We start from the raw sequence: 17,645 nt of genomic DNA, 5'->3' as shown, positions 1-17,645 counted from the left end.
ATCTGGCCCGCCGCGCCTGGAAAATCGCCCGACCGTAGACCGCGAACCTCATGACAGCGGGGACCCACTTTCTAACGGATACGAATTCATGAACGCCATGGGCGCTGCAGTTTGCAAACGGCACTGTCTGCGCTAGGCCTTCGAACATGATCACTGCCGCCGCCGCTGCCCGTGCGATCCTGACGTCGCTTCACGAGGTCATGGCATCCCGCGCCGGTGCGCAGGCCAAGCTCAACCAGATCGTCGATGTCATTGGCGACAAGCTCAACAGCGAGGTCTGCTCGATCTACCTGTTGCGCGAAGGCATGCTGGAGCTTTTTGCGACGCGCGGCCTGAATCAGGCGGCGGTCCATGTAACGCGGATGGCGGTCGGCGAGGGCCTTGTCGGCACGATCGCAGCCAACATCGAGACGCTGAACCTTGCAGAAGCGGCTGCCCATCCCGACTTCGCGTTTTTCCCGGAAACCGGAGAAGAGCGCTTTCATTCCTTCGCCGGCGTGCCAATCGTCCGCCGCGCGCGGGCCGTAGGTGTGCTCGGCGTCCAGCATGTCGAGCCACGTCGCTACGAGGAAGTGGAAATCGAGGCGCTCCAGACCGTGGCCATGGTGCTATCGGAACTGATCGCCAACGCCGATCTCATCGACGAGGAAGACGCGTTCGGAGCCGATGCGCACCTGACCGGACACGAACGGATTGCAGGCCTCACGCTGGTAAAGGGCCTCGCGAGCGGCGTTGCCGTATTCCACCAGCCCCGCGTCACGATCGAGCATGTCGTCGCGGAAGACACCGAGGCCGAACGGCAGCGGGTCTATCTCGCCTTTGACAAGATGCGCGAGCAGATCGACCGCATGGCCAGCCAGGCCGAGTTCGGAATGGGCGGTGAACATGAGGAAGTCCTCGAGACGTACCGCATGTTTGCCTACGATGAAGGGTGGAGCCGGCGCATCAATGAAGCGATCGACTCGGGCCTGACTGCCGAGGCTGCGATCGAACGGGTACAGCAGCGCACCCGCATGCGCATGCGCAAGATCGACGATCCGCTTCTGGCTGATCGGATGCATGATCTGGAGGACCTTTCAAACCGTCTTCTGCGAATCGTTTCCGGCCAGTTGGGTACCGCAGCCAGCCTTGGTCTCAAGGGCGACGCCATTCTAATCGCGCGCAATCTAGGTCCGGCCGAACTGTTGGAGTATGACCGGCGGCGGCTCAAGGGCGTGATCCTCGAAGAAGGCTCGCTCACTGCGCACGTTGTCATCGTGGCACGCGCGATGGGCATCCCGGTGGTCGGTCGTATCCGCGGCCTTCGTGCCAAGGTGCGCGAAGGAGACCAACTGCTTCTCGATGGCGATCAGGGTGTTGTCGATGTCCGGCCGGCACTAACGCTTGTCGAGGCCTTCGAAGCGCGGTTCGCGCGTAATCGTGAGCGGCAGGCACTTTATGCGGCGATGCGCGATGTCGAACCAGTTTCGGCCGATGGCCAGCGCGTCCGGGTCATGATCAACGCGGGTCTGCGCGATGACATGCCGATGCTCAACCTGACCGGAGCGGACGGGATCGGTCTGTTTCGTACCGAGTTCCAGTTTCTCGTTTCGGCGACCCTGCCCGCGCGCGAACGCCAGACGCGCCTCTATCGCGATGTTCTCGATGCAGCCGGTGATCGGCCCGTCGTGTTCCGCACTGTCGATATCGGAGGAGACAAGGTCCTTCCTTATCTTCGTCACAACGATGGTGAAACCGAAGAGAACCCTGCGATGGGCTGGCGCGCACTGCGCGTCGCGCTTGAGCGTGATGGCCTGCTCAAGGTGCAGGCGCGAGCGCTGCTGGAGGCGGCCGGTGGACGTACTCTCAATGTGATGTTCCCGATGGTGACCGAGCCATGGGAGTTCGATGCCGCACGCGCCGTGTTCGAAAGCCAGCTCGCGTTTCTGAAGCAGCAGAAGAAGCTGCTGCCCGATGCAATTCGCTATGGTGCGATGCTTGAAGTTCCAGCGCTCGCCGAATGCCTCGATGTGCTTGCACCGCGCCTGTCGTTCCTGTCGATCGGGACCAACGACCTGACGCAGTTTCTCTTTGCCGCCGATCGCGCCAATCCGAAGCTTGCCGAACGGTATGACTGGCTCTCGCCCGCCATCTTGCGCTTCCTGCGCCGCGTCGTCCTTGCTGTGGCGCCATCGGGCACGGATGTGACAGTGTGCGGCGAAATGGGTGGTCGCCGGCTGGAAGCACTTGCGCTGCTCGGGATCGGGATCACCCGCCTTTCGATCACTCCGGCCGCTGTCGGCCCGATCAAGGAATTGGTGCGCAAAGTCGAGTTGCCCGCAATTCAGGCCGCGATGGAGGGTTGGCTCGCCCACCCGCCTGCAGATATGCGGGCCGAAATCGCTGCCTGGGCCACGGCACACGGAATTGATTACGACTGAGTTCGTCGCATCGGCGTGTCACATCATGCCATTACGGACTCAAAAACATTGACTTTTCGGTTTGGGACATGATGCCTCCATCGGGGGTCGCAACCAAACAGAGAATGCCCGGGACAACGATGAACGACGGGAGCTACGCCGTGGCCGAGGACGGCGAACGCAATACGGTCAGCCCTGACCGGACTGATACCGGCGGGTCCGGCAGCGGCGCAGAGTCGCCGCGCCCACCAGTCGTTGATGCACACGCAAGCGTATCCGGGCGTCTTGTCGTCGCCCGTGAGGCCCTGGGCCTGAGCGCTGCCGAAATCGCGCGGCGGACACGGGTCACGATCCGGCATATCGAGGCGCTTGAGGCTGGCGACTACAGCGCTCTGCCCGGGCGGCCATATGCCATCGGCTTTGCCAAGGCCTATGCACGGGCAGTCGGACTCGGCGAAACGGAAATCGCGGATGCCGTCCGATTGGAGCTGCAAGGCCGCGCTCCGCGCCCCGAGCCACGCGTGCTTAACCAGTTCGAGGTTGGCGATCCTGCAAAGACCCCATCCAGGTTGGTCGGCTGGCTCGCGCTGCTGCTTGTTGGAGCGCTGCTCGCGATGGGCGGCATCTTCTGGCGGAGCTACTATGCGCCAGCCGTTTCGCTGCCGTCACTGGTGCAGGAGGCGGATCAACCCGCTCCCGTTGCCAAGCCCAACGCGGTCCGCCCGGCGCAGCCCGCAACTGCCCAGCCGCTGGCCAATGGCCCAGTGATGTTCTCCGCGCTTGAGGAGGGCATCTGGGTCAAGTTCTACGATGGTCAGGGCAAGCAGCTGATGCAGAAGCAACTCGCCAAGGGTGAAAGCTACACCGTACCGGCCGATGCTGTCAGTCCCAAGCTCTGGACCGGGCGGCCGGATGCGCTTGCGATCACGATCGGCGGTCAACCCATTCCCCGCCTTGCCGAGGTCGAAAAGGTGATGAAGGATATTCCGGTCGACGCGGCGAGTCTGCGTGCCCGGCCTCCGATTCAGCCGTCTATCGCAAGCCCTGCACCGATTGCCCAGTGACGCGCCTCGAATGGCTGCGTTCTGTGTGAAACCCGGTGTTGAGTCGTGCAAATCGTCCCCAGATGCTTGCGCCCTGACCTAAAGCCAGCGCATGGAAGCAGCGGTGATCCGACGGGAGTGACAATGAACATGATGCTTGGCTCTGGCCGTAGTGGTTCGGCAATGGCCCTCACCCTCGCCGCGCTTTCCGCTAGTTTGATTCCGGTAGGTCCGGTCCCGGCAGCCCATGCGCAAGCAGCGCCGGAAAGCACGGACGTGCGTCTGCGGCGGATCGAGGCAGAGCTGCGCGCGGTTCAGCGCAAGGTGTTTCCCGATGGCGCCGGCAAGACGTTCGGGCCGGAGATTACACGCCCCACTACCGGCCCGACCCCGCCTGCGCCGACGCCGACTGCAGTGACTGACATCCTGACGCGCATGGAGGCGGTCGAATCCCAGTTGCAGCGGCTTACTGCGGCGAGTGAGGAGAACCAGAACCACATCGCCAAGCTCGAAGCCCGCCTGGCAACGTTGGAAGCAGCCGGTGCTGCGCCGGTAAGCACTGCAGCGCCTTCTGCAAGCCCACCAGCGATTGCAGCATTGCCGGCGGCGGAGCAGCCTGCCGCGGTCAAGCCGACGACGAAGCCTGCCGCTGGCAAACCAGATGCCGCAAAGGCAGAGGCTTCGCCTGATCGCGTCGCTGCCGTGATGGCGATCGAGAAGCCTTCGACCACCGACAAGGGCGAGGACGAGTACACCTATGGCTACCGGCTTTGGGAAGCCAAGTTCTTCCCCGAGGCGCAGCAGCAATTGCTGCGTGTGGTCCAGCAGTATCAGCGCCACGCCCGGATCAGCTATGCGCGCAACCTGCTTGGCCGGGCCTATCTCGACGATGGCAAGCCTGGCACAGCGGCGCAGTATTTCCTCCAGAACTATCAGGCCGACCGCAAGGGTGATCGGGCGGCTGACAGTCTGCTCTATCTCGGCGTCGCGATGAGCCGGCTGAAGGAAGAAAAGCGCGCCTGCGTGGCGTTTGCCGAGTTTCGCCAGACCTATCCGTCCGAACTGACCGGGCGCCTGAAATCGCAGTACGAGGCGGCGACAAAGCCGGTAGTCTGCAATTGATAGGGCGCTGGTAGCCCGCTTCGCTGCGGATTGGCTGGCAATCTGGCCGGAGAACGCGCCGGTTGGTCTGGCAGTTTCGGGCGGGCCTGACAGTCTGGGTCTGCTCTTGCTGGCGCGGGCTGCGCTCCCTGCTCCCTTGCATGTTGCAACAGTAGATCACGGCCTGAGACCAGATAGCGCCGCCGAAGCCCGCTACGTCGCTGAACTGTGCTGCAAACTTGGCATGCGGCACGAGACCATCAGTCTGGCGCTGCCAACCGGCCCGGCCTTGCAGGAACGGGCGCGTGATGCGCGCTATGCTGCGCTGGCTAATTGGGCGAGGCGCAGTGGTCTCCGGGCAATCGCCACGGCCCATCATGCTGACGACCAGGCTGAGACGCTGCTGATGAGGCTTTCGCGCGGGGCTGGACTTCGTGGTCTGGCGGCCATGCGTCCGCGAGGGGTGGTGCCGGGCAGCAGTGATTGCCCGTTGCTGCGTCCTCTGCTTGGCTGGCGCCGCAGCGAACTGGCCGAGATTGTTGCTGCTGCCGGACTTGAGCCTGTCCAAGATCCATCCAACGCCGATCTTCGTTTCGAGCGGGTGCGGGTGCGTATGCAGATGAGGCACCTGAGCGACCTCGACCCGATGGCCCTGGCGCTGAGCGCGCGGCATCTGGCCGAGGCCGACGTGGCTATCGAGTGGGCCGTCGCACACTGCATGGAAGCGGTGCGGAACGAGGACGGTATTTCCTACTGGAACCCCGGCAATGTCCCGCGGGTCATTGCCCTGCGTGTCCTTGAGCGGCTGCTCTACGAAAAGGTCGGCGTGCACTCGCGCGGGAATGCTCTTGCCCGCTGGCATGATAGGCTTGCCCGTGGCGAGGTGGCAACGCTGGCCGGCGTGCGCGGCGATGGGCGTAAGGCGGAATGGCGCTTTGCCCTCGCTCCAAAACCTCGGAGTGCAACTGATCCCTGGATGGAACGTCCCTAGGGGCAAGAAAATCGGGCTCAAGGTTATATTGCCATTCCCCAAGGTCGTCCTACATTGGAGGAGTTGAAGCTACCCGGATCGAAAGCCGCGCCATGAATGACGACCAGCCGCAGGGTAACCCCTGGATCAAGAGCCTCCTGATCTGGGGCGGCATCTTTCTGGCGCTGCTCCTCGTCGTGTCCATGTTCAATACGCGCACCGATCCGGCGGGGACGATGATCCCATATTCCGATTTCCGCGCCAGTGTCGCGCAGGACAACGTGCGGGATGTGCAGGTCGGGCCTGACCGGATCACCGGCACGCTCAAGAACGACCAGCAGTTCACCACGGTCCCGGTACCGGGCGACGTCGAGCTGACCAAGCTCCTTCAGGAACATGGTGTGCGCTATGCGGGCAAGGCGCAGGAAGAACCAAACCTGCTGCTCTACATCCTTGCGCAGTCGCTCCCCTTCCTGCTGATTCTCGGAGTCGCCTTCTTTGCATTGCGCCAAGTCCAGAAAGGCGGTGGCTCGGGGGCTATGGGCTTCGGCAAGTCCAAGGCCAAGCTGCTGACCGAGCGCTCCGGCAAGGTCACCTTCGATGACGTGGCGGGCATCGACGAAGCGCGCGAAGAGCTTCAGGAGATCGTCGAGTTCCTTCGCGACCCCAGCCGCTTCTCCAAGCTTGGTGGGCAGATCCCCAAGGGTGCACTGCTGGTCGGGTCGCCCGGTACCGGCAAGACCCTGCTGGCCCGCGCCATCGCGGGTGAGGCTGGCGTGCCCTTCTTCACCATCTCGGGCTCTGATTTCGTCGAAATGTTCGTCGGCGTGGGCGCCAGCCGCGTGCGTGACATGTTTGATCAGGCAAAGAAGAACGCCCCGTGCATTGTCTTTATCGATGAAATTGATGCTGTCGGTCGCCATCGCGGCCATGGTCTCGGCAATTCGAACGACGAGCGCGAGCAGACGCTGAATCAGCTGCTGGTCGAGATGGACGGTTTCGAAGCCAACGAAGGCATCATCATCATCGCCGCAACCAACCGGCCGGATGTGCTCGATCCTGCGCTGCTGCGTCCCGGCCGCTTCGACCGTCAGGTCGTTGTTCCCATCCCGGATATCGACGGTCGCGAGAAGATCCTCAGCGTGCACATGAAGAAAGTGCCGCTCGCGCCCGACGTGCTTCCGCGCGTCATTGCCCGTGGTACGCCCGGGTTCTCTGGCGCCGATCTCGCCAACCTCGTCAACGAGGCAGCGCTGCTGGCTGCCCGCCGCAACAAGCGGCTGGTGGCGATGCAGGAGTTCGAGGACGCCAAGGACAAGGTCATGATGGGCGCCGAGCGCCGCTCGATGGTCATGACCGACGACGAGAAGAAGATGACCGCCTATCATGAGGCTGGCCACGCGATCGTCTCGATCAACGAAGATGCCTCGGACCCGATCCACAAGGCCACGATCATTCCTCGTGGTCGCGCACTCGGCATGGTCATGCGCCTGCCGGAACGGGACAGCTATTCCTATCACCGCGACAAGATGCACGCCAATCTCTCGGTCAGCATGGGTGGCCGCGTGGCGGAGGAACTGATCTTCGGATACGACAAGGTCTCCTCCGGCGCATCGTCCGATATCCAGTACGCTACGAGCCTAGCCCGTAACATGGTCACAAAGTGGGGCATGTCCGACAAGCTCGGCCCGCTTCAGTACGAGGAAGCGCAGGAAGGCTACCTCGGCATGGGCGGTTCGCAGCGCACCATGATGTCCGATGAGACCAACAAGCTCATCGACAGCGAGATCCGAACGCTGGTCGACGGCGCCCATGCCCGCGCGACCGAGATCTTGAAGTCCAACGAGGACAAGCTCCATCTGCTCGCGCAGGCGCTGCTCGAGTACGAAACGCTGAGCGGCGACGAAATTCGCGCGCTGATGGACAACGGCAAGCTTGACCGGCCGGAGGCCCCCAGCGGCCCGGCCCGACCGGTAAGCTCGGCCGGAGCCACTGTGCCGCGGGCCGGCCGGCGCTTTTCGGGATCGGGCGATCCGCAGCCCGCCGGGGCGTGAGCAGAGAGCCGCAAACACAATGACGGTCATCAGTGAAGCCATCGTCATCCGGGCATATGGTGGCCCGGATGTGATGAAGCTCGAAGGAATCGAGGTGCCTGCGCCAGGTACCGGGGAACTTCTCGTCCGCCAGCACGCCGCGTCGGTGAATTTCCACGATATCTACGTTCGCTCGGGCTCCTACCGGACTCTTGAGCTCCCCGGTGTTCCTGGCCTCGAGGCGGTAGGTACCGTCGAGGCTGTCGGCAAAGGCGTCACCGAGTTTGTCGTGGGCGACCGGATCGCCTACATCGCCCGCAACTACGGCGGGTATGCACGCGCCCGTATCATCAATGCTGCGCTCGCTGTGCCTGTGCCAGCGGAGATCGATGATGGCCTTGCAGCTGCATGGTTCCTCAAGGGGCTCACCGCACAAGCGCTGGTCGAGGAAGTCGAGCCGGTACAGCCGGGGATGCCTGTGCTTGTCCAGGCGGCAGGCGGCGGCGTCGGCCAGCTTGTCGCCCGCATGGCCCGTCTCAAGGGTGGCCGGGTGATCGGGACTGCGGGATCGCCGGAGAAGGCGGCCATTGCGCGCGCCGCCGGTTGCGACGAAGTCATTCTCTACCGCGATGAAGATGTTGCGGCCCGCGTCATGGCCTTCACGGACGGCGCTGGTGTCGGTGCGGCCTATGATGCCGTGGGTGCTGACACGTTTGAGGGTTCGCTGGCCTCACTCGCAATCAAGGGGCATCTCGTGCATTACGGGCAGGCATCCGGCCCCATCCCGCCCTTCGATCTGTCGCGCCTTGGCGCGAAGTCGGCAAAGGTCTCGCGGCCTTTCCTTTGGCCTTACATTTCCACCCGCGAAACCTTGCTGGCGGCCTCCGCAAAGCTCTTCGCGGCCATGGCGGCAGGGTCATTGCCAGTAACACTCGGCGGCCGCTTCGCGCTTGGCGATGCTGCCAAAGCCCACGCCGCACTGGAAGCGCGCGCTGCCGGTCCCTTCGTCCTTGATTGCTGACCCACGTGCGGGTTCAGCCCGCTCCAGCCTCAGCTGCAATCGCGACCAGATAGATGGCGAGCGCCATCGATGCGAAGATCACCAATGCCGACGTCCGGGCGAGCGCTCCAAACCGGGATAAGCCGTAAGTGCCGCGTAGCTGCTTGTACATGTGGATCGGGGGAACGAGTGTCAGCACGCCCGCCAGCGGCTCTGCCCCCAGCGCGCCGGCGATCATGCCGCAAGCGAACAACAGCGTCATGAAGCTCAGCGAGTACGTCACGAACACCGTGTGGTCGTAAAGGTGGAAGCGGCGGCTGAACGGAAACAGCAGCCAGAGGAACGGGACCGAGATAGGCACGAGCGCCCAGCTGTATTTGTAAGCATGGCTCTGCATCTTGTAGAGCACCAGCTTCGGGTTGCTCTGGGTCTCGTCGATCACCTCGTCGAGAATCGAAAAGCCGGTCGATGACAGCTTCTCTCCGCCGAGTCGGTGCATCGCGGCCAGTGCGCGTTCCTGTTGTTCGATCTCGGTATCGAGATCGTCGGTGTCGCCACCCTTGGCCTCTACCACCGCCCGTTTGGCGCGTGCCGCGTTGAGCGACTTTTCGACCTCGGCCGAGCCCTTTGACAAGCCCACATTGATAGTAGCCTGACCGTCCTTGCCAAGTTCAAGTTCGCCCGCGGTCTGCTGGATAACGGCGAACATCACGAAAACGCTGAAGAGGAACAGGGCGAGCGGTGAAACGTAGCTGGCGCGGCGCCCATCGATGTACTCGCGTGTGAGCTTGCCTGGCCGGAAGATCAGCAGCGGCAATGTGTTCCAGATCTTGCCTTCGAAGTGGAACACGCCGTGCAGCAGATCATGGAAGAAAGCACCCAGCGTGCGATGCACGTGCGCCGTTTGCCCGCAATTGTGGCAGTGGCTGCCAATCAGCGGCGTGCCACAATTGAGGCAGGCGCTTTCGTGCGTATGACCGCTGTCGCCTTCGCCGGCAGTCGGCTCAAACGCGCGCGCCGTGAGGCCTGCGCCGATGGCATCTCCCAGTACTTGTGCCTCGCTCATGCCCCGCAGTCCCGCCTCAGTCGATCAAGCAAAACGCATCGATAGCCAATTCTGTTGCCAGTGACCATGGCTGGAGGCGGGTCTACCCGCAATGGACCGGAAATCAACGGTCGCGGAGATGCCGTCGTCACCCGGCGGTTTACGCCGAATTAACCTTGCGGGTGCAGGGCTTCTTCAGTGTCTCCAAGGAACGACACGCAACCAAGGGAACAGGTCCCGCGGTACTGGAGGAAGCAACCGGAGTGTTGGGCCCACGCGAGGAATTGGGGCTGGCCGGCAACGTGACCTTCGGTCGCGCGCGCCCGGGCATGGCACCCGCTCGCCGTACCCCCTTATTGCCGCGACCGGAAGCACCGTCACCTCCCGCTCCGACTTTCCGTCACAGCAATCATCCGCTTGCCAAGAACTGGACGGGCGTTTGCCTGAGGGTGGAGCGGTGGTCCGCACGGTACCCGCTGGCACAGGATCTTGCCGAGAAGGTCGGCAGCGGCACATGGTTTCGCGGACTTGGTCTGCTCGTCGGGCTGATCCTCCTCTCCATCATGTTCTGGCCCCGCTTCGCGCCGCTCGAAGCAGCACCGCTCGTTGCCCTCGACGAGGCATCGCAAGTCGAGTTTCGCGCGCAATCGCTGCAGACATTTTCACACGGCTCGACGCAGGGCAGGCATTTTGCGGCGACTGATGCAGTCACGCGTCTGGCAGCTGCGCCGGAGCGGCCAGAGATCCAACTGACCGCGACCATCGGCGAAAACGACAGTCTGCCGCGCATGCTGCAACGCGCTGGTGTCGGCTCGGGAGATGCCGGGCAGGTCGCTGCAATGGTCGCGAGCGCTGTTCCTTTGTCCGACATCGCGCCGGGCACGCGATTCTCCATCACGCTCGGTGCGCGCAGCAACGCGTCTGATCCCCGACCGCTTACCGCAATCGGGTTCCGCCCTCGCTTCGATCTGGCTCTTGCGATCAATCGCCAGGGTGGCGCGCTAGCTCTTGCTCGCAAGCCCATTGCGGTCGATGTGACACCGCTGCGCGTCCAAGGGCTCGTGGGCTCAAGCCTTTATCGCTCGGCACGCGCTGCCGGTGCGCCGCTGTCCGCGGTGCAAGACTATCTCCGTGCAATCGATCAGGCGCTATCGTTCGACGAGATTGCACCGACCGATACGTTCGACCTCGTTGTCGACTACAAGCACGCTGCGGATGGCGAGGGCGAAGCTGGCAATCTGCTTTATGCCGGCGTGGTCCGCTCCGGGCAGCCGCGTGCGCAGTTGCTGCGCTGGGGCCCCGATGGCAGCTTTACCTCACTGGCCGACCTCACCGGCAGCGGACAGACCGATCAAGGATTCTTCGGTGCGCCCGTCAGCGGGCACGTCACCTCGGGCTATGGCATGCGGCGACATCCCATCCTTGGCTATGTTCGTATGCACGCCGGCATGGACTTCGCTGCATCGTGGGGTTCGCCGATCTATGCCGTGACCGATGGCCGTGTCGCATACGCCGGCTGGCATGGAGGGCATGGCAATTACGTGCGTCTCGACCATGGGGGCGGCATCGCGACGGGCTATGGTCACATGAGCCGCATAGCAGTTGCGCTGGGCATGGCGGTTCGGCGTGGCCAGATTATCGGCTATGTCGGTTCCACCGGCCTGTCGACCGGCGCGCACCTCCATTACGAGGTGTACCGCGGCGGCCAGACGGTGGATCCCATGTCCGTGCGCATGGTGCAGCGCCGCCAGGCCGTTGATCCCAGGCAGGTTGCAGCGTTCAAGGCACGGCTGCAGGCGCTGCTTTCGGTGCGGCCAGGTGCCGTTGTGGGATCGCAGCGCTGAGGCCTGGTTCCGGCACAGTTGCCCAAAGGTGCTGCAGCGCCTAGAACGGCGGCCATGTCTGCTGGTTATCCCAATATCCGCCTCCGCCGCACCCGCGCTACGGCGTGGAGCCGCGCCCTCCACCGTGAAGTGCTGGTCACTCCGGCCGATCTGATCTGGCCGCTGTTCGTGACAGAGGGCAGTGGCGTCGAGGATCCCATCGGATCGCTGCCGGGCGTGTCGCGCTGGTCGGTCGATCTGGTCGCCGAGCGTGCCCGTGAGGCGGTTGCTGCCGGCATTCCTTGCCTCGCGCTGTTCCCCAACACGCAGCCGGATCGCCGGAGCGAAGACGGCGCGGAGGCGCTCAATCCTGACAACCTCATGTGCCGCGCGATCAAGGCGATCAAGGATGCGTGTGGCGACTCGATCGGCGTTCTGACCGACGTCGCGCTGGATCCCTATACCAGCCATGGGCAGGATGGTCTGATCGATGGCGAGGGCTATGTCCTCAACGACGCGACGGTCGATGTGCTGGTTGGGCAGAGCCTCAATCAGGCTGCAGCAGGCGCGGACATTATCGCCCCGTCCGACATGATGGATGGCCGCATCGGTGCGATCCGCGAAGCGCTCGAAGAGGGCGGCCACATCAACGTGCAGATCATGGCATACGCGGCCAAGTACGCGTCTGCCTTCTACGGCCCTTTCCGCGATGCCGTCGGATCGCGCGGCCTGCTCAAAGGCAACAAGAAGACCTATCAGATGGACCCCGGCAATGCCGAGGAAGCTCTGCGCGAAGTCGAACTCGACATTGCCGAAGGCGCGGACAGCGTGATGGTCAAGCCGGGCCTGCCCTATCTCGACATCGCGCTGCGCGTGAAGGAGGCGTTTCAGGTGCCGGTCTTCGCCTATCAGGTCAGCGGCGAATACGCGATGATCGAGGCGGCAGCGGCAGTCGGTGCAGGCGATCGCGACGCGCTGGTGCTGGAGACCTTGTTGGCCTTCAAGCGCGCGGGTTGTTCGGGCGTGCTGACGTACCACGCGCTCCATGCCGCGCAGCTGATGGGCGCCTGACGCAGCAATGATCGAGACCGCGCGGCTTATCCTGCGTCCCTGGCGGGATGCTGATCGCGAGCCATTCTGGGCGATGGCATGCGATCCGCGCGTCATGGAGTACCTGCCGCCGCTGACGCGGGTCCAGAGTGACGCCGCCGTTGACCGAATGATTGCAACCGAGCGTGAGCACGGACATGTATTCTGGGCGCTTGAGCGCAAGGCCGAGGGCGACTTCATCGGTTTTTGCGGAATTCTTCCGCCGCGTTCGCCGATCTTCGAGCACGAGATCGGCTGGCGCCTGGCTCACCATGCTTGGGGACAGGGCCTTGCCCGCGAAGCAGCGGAAGCCTCGCTGGCATGGGTTTGGGCCAAACTTCCGGTTCTGGCGGTCATGGCGATCACCAATCTTTCAAACACGCGTAGCTGGGGTCTGATGGAGCGGCTTGGGATGACCCGTTATCCCGACGAGGACTTCGATCACCCTGATCTGGCAGAAGGCGATCCGCTCCGGCCGCATATCCTTTACCGCGTCCACCGGCCCGAACCCAAGGCCGCCTGAAGGGGAGCGTCATGCATCAGGATGTCACCATCGCCGCCATCCGCGGCAAGGCACCGCGCATCCACTCGAGCGCCTTCATCGCGCCCGGCTGCAGGATCATCGGCGATGTCGAGATCGGCCCCGATGCCTCGGTGTGGTACAACTGCGTGATCCGCGGCGACGTGAACCGGATCGTGATCGGTGCCCGCACCAACATCCAGGACGGAACCGTGATCCACTGCGATAGCCCTGATCCGCGCCACCCGCAGGGCTTTCCCACATTGATCGGCGACGACGTTCTCGTCGGGCATATGGTCATGCTGCATGGCTGCACGCTTGAGGACCGCGCCTTTGTAGGGCTGGGCGCTGTGGTCATGAACGGTGCCGTGATCGAAGGTGATGGCATGCTGGCCGCTGGTGCGCTGCTCACGCCCGGCAAGCGCATCGCGTCGCGCCAGCTGTGGGGTGGCCGCCCCGCCGCCTTTATGCGCGATCTGACCGACGCAGCTCTTCACGAGATGCAGCTGGGCGTCGCGCACTATGTCGGTAACGCCAAGGCGCACCATGCTGCACTGACAAGCCATGGCGCGGCCGAAGACTGATTTTCCGTCCGCCGTTGCGCTGCGGTCCTTTGCCGATCCCGATGGCCGACTATCGGTGCGGGTCACGCCCGGGGCGCGAAGCGAGGGTGTGGAAATTCAGGCGGGCCGGGTCACGGTAAAGGTCCGCGCCAAACCGGAAGACGGCAAGGCAACTGCGGCCGTGGCCGATCTTCTTGCCCAGGCCTTGGCCATTGCGCCTTCGCAGCTCACCTTGTTGCGCGGCGCAACTTCGCGAGAAAAGCTTTTCAGGATTCCGCCGGCAACGTGATTGCGACGAGTGCCATCGCGGCCGCCCATGCCGCCGCGATCCACAAGCAGCCCAGTGGCAGTCGGCTCTGCAGGAATGCACTAAGTACCGCACCCGTCAGCAAGCCGGTCCACAGCAATCCCCATTGGATCCAGCCCGGCTCAGCCTTTCCGGCCATCCACAGGGCAAGGCTTTGCCCGAGCCGGACGAGCGCCCCGGTCATGTAGGTCAGCCCGACCGTCACTTCGCCGCCGCGTTGGAAAGTGTTGTTGATCGCACCCATCGCGAGGACGAGGGCGCCCAACATGATGGTCTCGGAACCGAACGAGCGCGCGGCCGCTCCGATCAGCAGAAGCAATGCAACCATGCCCAGGACCACCGGCTTGCGGCGACCGCCGGCGCGCAGTGCGATAAGTGCACCAAGCGTCACCCCGCACACAAACATCGCGATCAGCAATGCGGGAACCACTGTTGCGCCGGTCGCCATGCTGAGCGCAACGCCCAGCCGGGTAGAATTGCCGGACATGAAGGAAACGAAATAGCCGTTGGCTGAAAGAAAGCCGACCGCATCGACAAAACCGGCAAGCCCAGCGAGTGCAATTGCCAGTTTGCGCCGGCCCGGATCATAACGCAACATGCGTCTAGTCTAGCGGTTTGCCTGATCCCGGCAAATCAGGCCTTTGCCATCCCCAATGCCATGCGGTCCAGCACATCGGCCAGGGCATCGGCAATTGCCGTGTCGGGCGGCGCCACATCGCCAATGGCCTGACGCATGGCATCAGCCCATTGTCCTGCCGTTGTTTTGTCGATGCCGAACCTGGTGTGCATGCTGACCATGCACTTGCCGGGGTTGGCGTCCCACCATGTCCTTGGTCCGCCGCTCCAGCCTGCGAGAAACAGAGGCAAAGCTTGGCGCATCGGCGCAAGATCGGGTGCGTGCATGGCCCTAAGCGCTGTGAAGGCCGGCTCGCTTTCCATCAGGTCGTAGAAGCGGTCGGTAATCCGGCGCAGCACGTCCAGCCCGCCGATGCGGTCGTAGGGGCTTGACGCGGCGGTTTCGGTCAAGGTCGCCAAGAATGGTCACTCCTGAGGCGCAATGCGGCAGAGCGGTACCTGCCAGATAGCCGCGGGAGGCGCTTTGACGGAGATCAAGTCACCAAGGCGCGCAAGGTCTCAAGGCGGTCGGCTTCGTGTGCCGGTTTGTCTTGCCGGATGCGGTTGATGCGGGGAAAGCGCATGGCGACGCCGGACTTGTGGCGCTTGCTGAGATGGACTGAATCGAACGCCACTTCGAACACCAGGCTGCGGTCGGTTTCGCGCACAGGGCCATACTTGGCCACCGTATGTTGCCTGACATGCCGGTCGAGGAATCGCAGCTCCTCGTCCGTAAATCCAAAGTAGGCTTTGCCAACTGGGAGCAATTCCGCACCGGCATCAGGATCGCCGTTCCAGCATCCGAAGGTGAAATCGGAATAGAAGGACGAGCGCTTGCCCGAGCCGCGCTGTGCATACATGAGGACACAATCGATCTGGAGCGGCTCGCGCTTCCACTTGTACCACAGCCCCGCCCTTCGCCCTGCGACATAAGGTGACTGACGGTGCTTCAGCATGATGCCTTCGATCGCCGCATCCCGCGCAGAAGCCCGAATTTCAGCGAGTTCTGCCATATCTTTGGCGGCAATCGTCTGCGAAAGATCGAACCGTTCGGGATTGAGGCACGGCATGAGTGCTTCCAACCGGCCCCGCCGTTCAGACCATGGCCGATCGCGCAGATCCTCTCCTTCCAGGATCAGAAGATCGTAGAGGCGAACGAAAGCGGGGACGTCAGCCAGCATCGTCTTTGACACCGACTTGCGCCCAAGTCGTTGTTGCAACGCATTGAAGCTTGCGGCTCCGCCTGCTTCGCCGCCTTGCGCAGTGCCCCGCACCAATAGTTCGCCGTCGAGAACCGCAGCAACGTCCAGCGCGTCGGCAATCTCCGGAAAGCTTGTGGAAATCTCGTCGCCTCCGCGCGAATAGACCCGAGTCTCCCCGCCCACGTTGACGATTTGCACACGGATGCCGTCCCATTTCCACTCGGCCACATAGTCCGCGAGATCGATCGCTTCGGTCTCGAGCGGATGGGCCAGCATGAAGGGGCGGAACAGCGGCAAAAGGTCAGTCCGCGGGGGCGGCGCTGTCCCCGTCGCCCAAGCGAAGAGATCGGCATAAGGCGGCTGCTGGCCGTGCCAGTATTCCTCGACTTCATCGACAGGCACCCCGAACGCCTGCGCAAAAGCGACTTTTGCCAACCGTGCCGAAATGCCGATCCTTAGCGCCCCGGTAGCAAACTTGATCAGCGCGTAGCGTCCGGGCGTATCCAGCCTGTCCAGCATTCCCGCCAGGACCATCGGCGCGCTGGCACGCGTTGCCCGCGAAAGCGCGGTGACCACTTCGCCGAGTGTCGGCTGCGGCTCCTGTCCTCCATGCTCCGGTTCTGGCCACAGGAGGCTTGCGGTTTCGGCCGTATCGCCGACGAAGTCACGCGACAGCGTCCACAAAACAGGATCGATGCGGTCCGCCATCAGCCCGCGGACGGTGCCAGCCTTGACGGCGGGAAAATCGACTGCGCTGGTGAGGGCCGCCAAGGTCCAGCCGCGATCGGGATCGGCCGTCTCGCGCAAGTACGTCGAGATGAGCTCCAGCTTGCCGTTGCGGGAAGGCGTCAACAGGAGATTGTCGAGGAGGGTGGCAAACCGTTTCATCATCGTCGCCGCTGGGAAATGGTTGCCGGGCTAGTCATCCTCATCCTCATAGCCGGTGAGGGCGAGCGCGCGCGCTTTCCGCTGATGAAGTTCGCACCAGCGGAGCAAGGCTTCTTCGCGGCCGTGCGTGATCCACGTCTCGGCGGGGTTCACATCAGTTATGGTCGTCGTGAGTTCGTCCCAGTCGGCATGGTCTGAGATGACCAGCGGCAGTTCTACCCCGCGCTGCCGTACACGCTGGCGGACGCGCATCCATCCGCTGGCCATCGCCGTCAAAGGATCGGGCAGTCGCCGGCTCCAGCGGTCGTTCAGCGCGGATGGCGGGCACATCACGATTGCCCCGGCCAACGATGCCTTGGGTACCCCTGCCACTGGTCTCAAGTCGCCCAGTTCCACGCCGAGATCCTGATAGAGATGGCACATCGTCTCCATTGCGCCATGGAGGTAGACGGGCTGATCCCACCCTGCTGCCCGCAGCTCGGCAATCACGCGCTGCGCCTTCCCGAGGGCGTAGGCGCCGACCAGTACGCAGCGCGCCGGGTGAGCCTCGCGGGCGGCCAGAAGCTTGGCAATTTCGTCGCGGATCGACGGGTGGCGAAACACCGGCAGCCCGAAAGTCGCCTCGGTGATGAAAAGATCGCACGGCGTAACCGTGAATGGGGCGCAGGTGGGATCAGGGCTGCGCTTGTAGTCGCCAGTGATGATGACGCGCTCGCCAGCGTGCTGGAGCAGGATCTGCGCCGAACCAAGTACATGGCCTGCCGGAAGGAAGGTCGCGGTCACGCCTCCCCCGATCGCGACCGGCTCATGGTACTCGGCGATTTGTGCGCCCTCGGTCACGCCATAGCGGACAGACATGATGGCGAGAGTCTGGGAGGTTGCCACGGTTCGTCCATGGCCGCCGCGGGCATGGTCCGCGTGCCCATGGGTAACGAGGGCCCGCTCAACCGGGCGCGACGGATCGACCCAAGCGTCTGCTGGCACGATCCGGATACCCATCGGGTCCGCTTTGATCCACGTGAAACACCCCGCCATGTCCTGACGAAT

16 protein-coding genes are annotated in these 17,645 nt (G+C 63.6%); 11 read left to right on the top strand and 5 right to left on the bottom strand.

The genetic code is table 11. The features are described 5' to 3' along the window. Positions 1–146 precede the first annotated feature (146 nt). The 6 genes from ptsP (at position 147) to IP83_RS12840 (ending at position 8,567) form a co-directional block, all read left to right on the top strand. Entirely contained in the window at positions 147–2,420 is a 2,274-nt protein-coding gene (gene ptsP / locus IP83_RS12865; RefSeq protein WP_054122619.1) for a phosphoenolpyruvate--protein phosphotransferase, read from the top strand. Between the two features lie 104 nt (positions 2,421–2,524). Further along, positions 2,525–3,463, top strand: a complete 939-nt coding sequence (locus IP83_RS12860) for a helix-turn-helix domain-containing protein (RefSeq protein ID WP_197274359.1) — start codon at positions 2,525–2,527, stop codon at positions 3,461–3,463. A gap of 123 nt (positions 3,464–3,586) precedes the next feature. Beyond that, a complete protein-coding gene (locus IP83_RS12855; protein WP_231625038.1) occupies positions 3,587–4,564 on the top strand; it encodes a tol-pal system YbgF family protein in 978 nt (325 codons plus the stop codon). Beyond that, a complete protein-coding gene (gene tilS / locus IP83_RS12850) occupies positions 4,560–5,534 on the top strand; it encodes a tRNA lysidine(34) synthetase TilS (RefSeq protein WP_054122617.1) in 975 nt (324 codons plus the stop codon). Before IP83_RS12855 ends, tilS begins: the two co-directional genes overlap by 5 nt. 92 nt (positions 5,535–5,626) lie before the next feature. After that, on the top strand, positions 5,627–7,567 hold the full coding sequence (ftsH, locus tag IP83_RS12845; protein ID WP_054122616.1) for an ATP-dependent zinc metalloprotease FtsH: 1,941 nt from the start codon (positions 5,627–5,629) through the stop codon (positions 7,565–7,567). Positions 7,568–7,586: 19 nt separating this feature from the next. Next, positions 7,587–8,567: a quinone oxidoreductase gene (locus IP83_RS12840; RefSeq protein WP_054122615.1), complete on the top strand. Its 981-nt coding sequence runs from the start codon at positions 7,587–7,589 to the stop codon at positions 8,565–8,567. A 13-nt stretch (positions 8,568–8,580) separates the two neighbouring features. Here the strand turns inward: IP83_RS12840 and IP83_RS12835 are convergent, their stop codons facing one another. Next, positions 8,581–9,612 carry a DUF3667 domain-containing protein gene (locus IP83_RS12835; protein ID WP_054122614.1) on the bottom strand — a complete coding sequence of 344 codons (1,032 nt, stop codon included), beginning with the start codon at positions 9,610–9,612 and terminating at the stop codon, positions 8,581–8,583. Positions 9,613–9,773: 161 nt separating this feature from the next. Here IP83_RS12835 and IP83_RS12830 point away from each other — a divergent pair, with 161 nt between their 5' ends. From IP83_RS12830 to IP83_RS12810, 5 genes are read left to right on the top strand one after another with little or no spacing between them, the layout of a single operon-like run. Further along, a complete protein-coding gene (locus tag IP83_RS12830) occupies positions 9,774–11,435 on the top strand; it encodes a M23 family metallopeptidase (RefSeq protein ID WP_231625043.1) in 1,662 nt (553 codons plus the stop codon). A gap of 54 nt (positions 11,436–11,489) precedes the next feature. Further along, positions 11,490–12,485: a porphobilinogen synthase gene (gene hemB, locus IP83_RS12825; RefSeq protein WP_054122613.1), complete on the top strand. Its 996-nt coding sequence runs from the start codon at positions 11,490–11,492 to the stop codon at positions 12,483–12,485. A 7-nt stretch (positions 12,486–12,492) separates the two neighbouring features. Then, positions 12,493–13,026, top strand: coding sequence for a GNAT family N-acetyltransferase (locus IP83_RS12820; protein WP_054122612.1), 534 nt, complete (start codon positions 12,493–12,495; stop codon positions 13,024–13,026). Between the two features lie 11 nt (positions 13,027–13,037). Continuing rightward, on the top strand, positions 13,038–13,607 hold the full coding sequence (locus IP83_RS12815) for a gamma carbonic anhydrase family protein (RefSeq protein ID WP_054122611.1): 570 nt from the start codon (positions 13,038–13,040) through the stop codon (positions 13,605–13,607). After that, a complete protein-coding gene (locus tag IP83_RS12810; RefSeq protein WP_054122610.1) occupies positions 13,588–13,875 on the top strand; it encodes a DUF167 domain-containing protein in 288 nt (95 codons plus the stop codon). The genes IP83_RS12815 and IP83_RS12810 overlap by 20 nt, the downstream gene beginning before the upstream one ends. On the opposite strand, the gene IP83_RS12805 is transcribed toward IP83_RS12810, so the two are convergent. From IP83_RS12805 to IP83_RS12790, 4 genes are all read right to left on the bottom strand, one after another. Then, the gene (locus IP83_RS12805) at positions 13,853–14,491 is read right to left on the bottom strand and encodes a YoaK family protein (protein ID WP_054122609.1); all 639 of its coding nucleotides are present in this window, start codon (positions 14,489–14,491) and stop codon (positions 13,853–13,855) included. The genes IP83_RS12810 and IP83_RS12805 overlap by 23 nt on opposite strands. Positions 14,492–14,526: 35 nt before the next feature. Next, the gene (locus IP83_RS12800; RefSeq protein ID WP_054122701.1) at positions 14,527–14,919 is read right to left on the bottom strand and encodes a group II truncated hemoglobin; all 393 of its coding nucleotides are present in this window, start codon (positions 14,917–14,919) and stop codon (positions 14,527–14,529) included. A gap of 83 nt (positions 14,920–15,002) precedes the next feature. Continuing rightward, a complete protein-coding gene (locus IP83_RS12795) occupies positions 15,003–16,598 on the bottom strand; it encodes a cisplatin damage response ATP-dependent DNA ligase (RefSeq protein WP_054122700.1) in 1,596 nt (531 codons plus the stop codon). 30 nt (positions 16,599–16,628) lie between these two features. Then, a complete protein-coding gene (locus IP83_RS12790; RefSeq protein WP_054122608.1) occupies positions 16,629–17,633 on the bottom strand; it encodes a ligase-associated DNA damage response exonuclease in 1,005 nt (334 codons plus the stop codon). Positions 17,634–17,645 lie beyond the last annotated feature (12 nt).

The sequence above is a fragment of the Novosphingobium sp. AAP93 genome, from assembly GCF_001296055.1.
In the GTDB taxonomy this organism is placed as follows: domain Bacteria; phylum Pseudomonadota; class Alphaproteobacteria; order Sphingomonadales; family Sphingomonadaceae; genus Novosphingobium.
Note: the sequence above shows the minus strand (reverse complement) of the source record. Positions and strands in the feature narration are given on the sequence as shown.

What these genes read in the sequence shown, in the direction of transcription:
- ptsP (WP_054122619.1), top strand. Translation starts at nt 147, where the DNA reads ATGATCACTGCCGCCGCCGCTGCCCGTGCGATCCTGACGTCGCTTCAC.
- IP83_RS12860 (WP_197274359.1), top strand. Translation starts at nt 2,525, where the DNA reads ATGCCCGGGACAACGATGAACGACGGGAGCTACGCCGTGGCCGAGGAC.
- IP83_RS12855 (WP_231625038.1), top strand. Translation starts at nt 3,587, where the DNA reads ATGAACATGATGCTTGGCTCTGGCCGTAGTGGTTCGGCAATGGCCCTC.
- ftsH (WP_054122616.1), top strand. Translation starts at nt 5,627, where the DNA reads ATGAATGACGACCAGCCGCAGGGTAACCCCTGGATCAAGAGCCTCCTG.
- IP83_RS12840 (WP_054122615.1), top strand. Translation starts at nt 7,587, where the DNA reads ATGACGGTCATCAGTGAAGCCATCGTCATCCGGGCATATGGTGGCCCG.
- IP83_RS12835 (WP_054122614.1), bottom strand. Translation starts at nt 9,612, where the DNA reads ATGAGCGAGGCACAAGTACTGGGAGATGCCATCGGCGCAGGCCTCACG.
- hemB (WP_054122613.1), top strand. Translation starts at nt 11,490, where the DNA reads ATGTCTGCTGGTTATCCCAATATCCGCCTCCGCCGCACCCGCGCTACG.
- IP83_RS12820 (WP_054122612.1), top strand. Translation starts at nt 12,493, where the DNA reads ATGATCGAGACCGCGCGGCTTATCCTGCGTCCCTGGCGGGATGCTGAT.
- IP83_RS12815 (WP_054122611.1), top strand. Translation starts at nt 13,038, where the DNA reads ATGCATCAGGATGTCACCATCGCCGCCATCCGCGGCAAGGCACCGCGC.
- IP83_RS12810 (WP_054122610.1), top strand. Translation starts at nt 13,588, where the DNA reads ATGGCGCGGCCGAAGACTGATTTTCCGTCCGCCGTTGCGCTGCGGTCC.
- IP83_RS12805 (WP_054122609.1), bottom strand. Translation starts at nt 14,491, where the DNA reads ATGTTGCGTTATGATCCGGGCCGGCGCAAACTGGCAATTGCACTCGCT.
- IP83_RS12795 (WP_054122700.1), bottom strand. Translation starts at nt 16,598, where the DNA reads ATGAAACGGTTTGCCACCCTCCTCGACAATCTCCTGTTGACGCCTTCC.
- IP83_RS12790 (WP_054122608.1), bottom strand. Translation starts at nt 17,633, where the DNA reads ATGGCGGGGTGTTTCACGTGGATCAAAGCGGACCCGATGGGTATCCGG.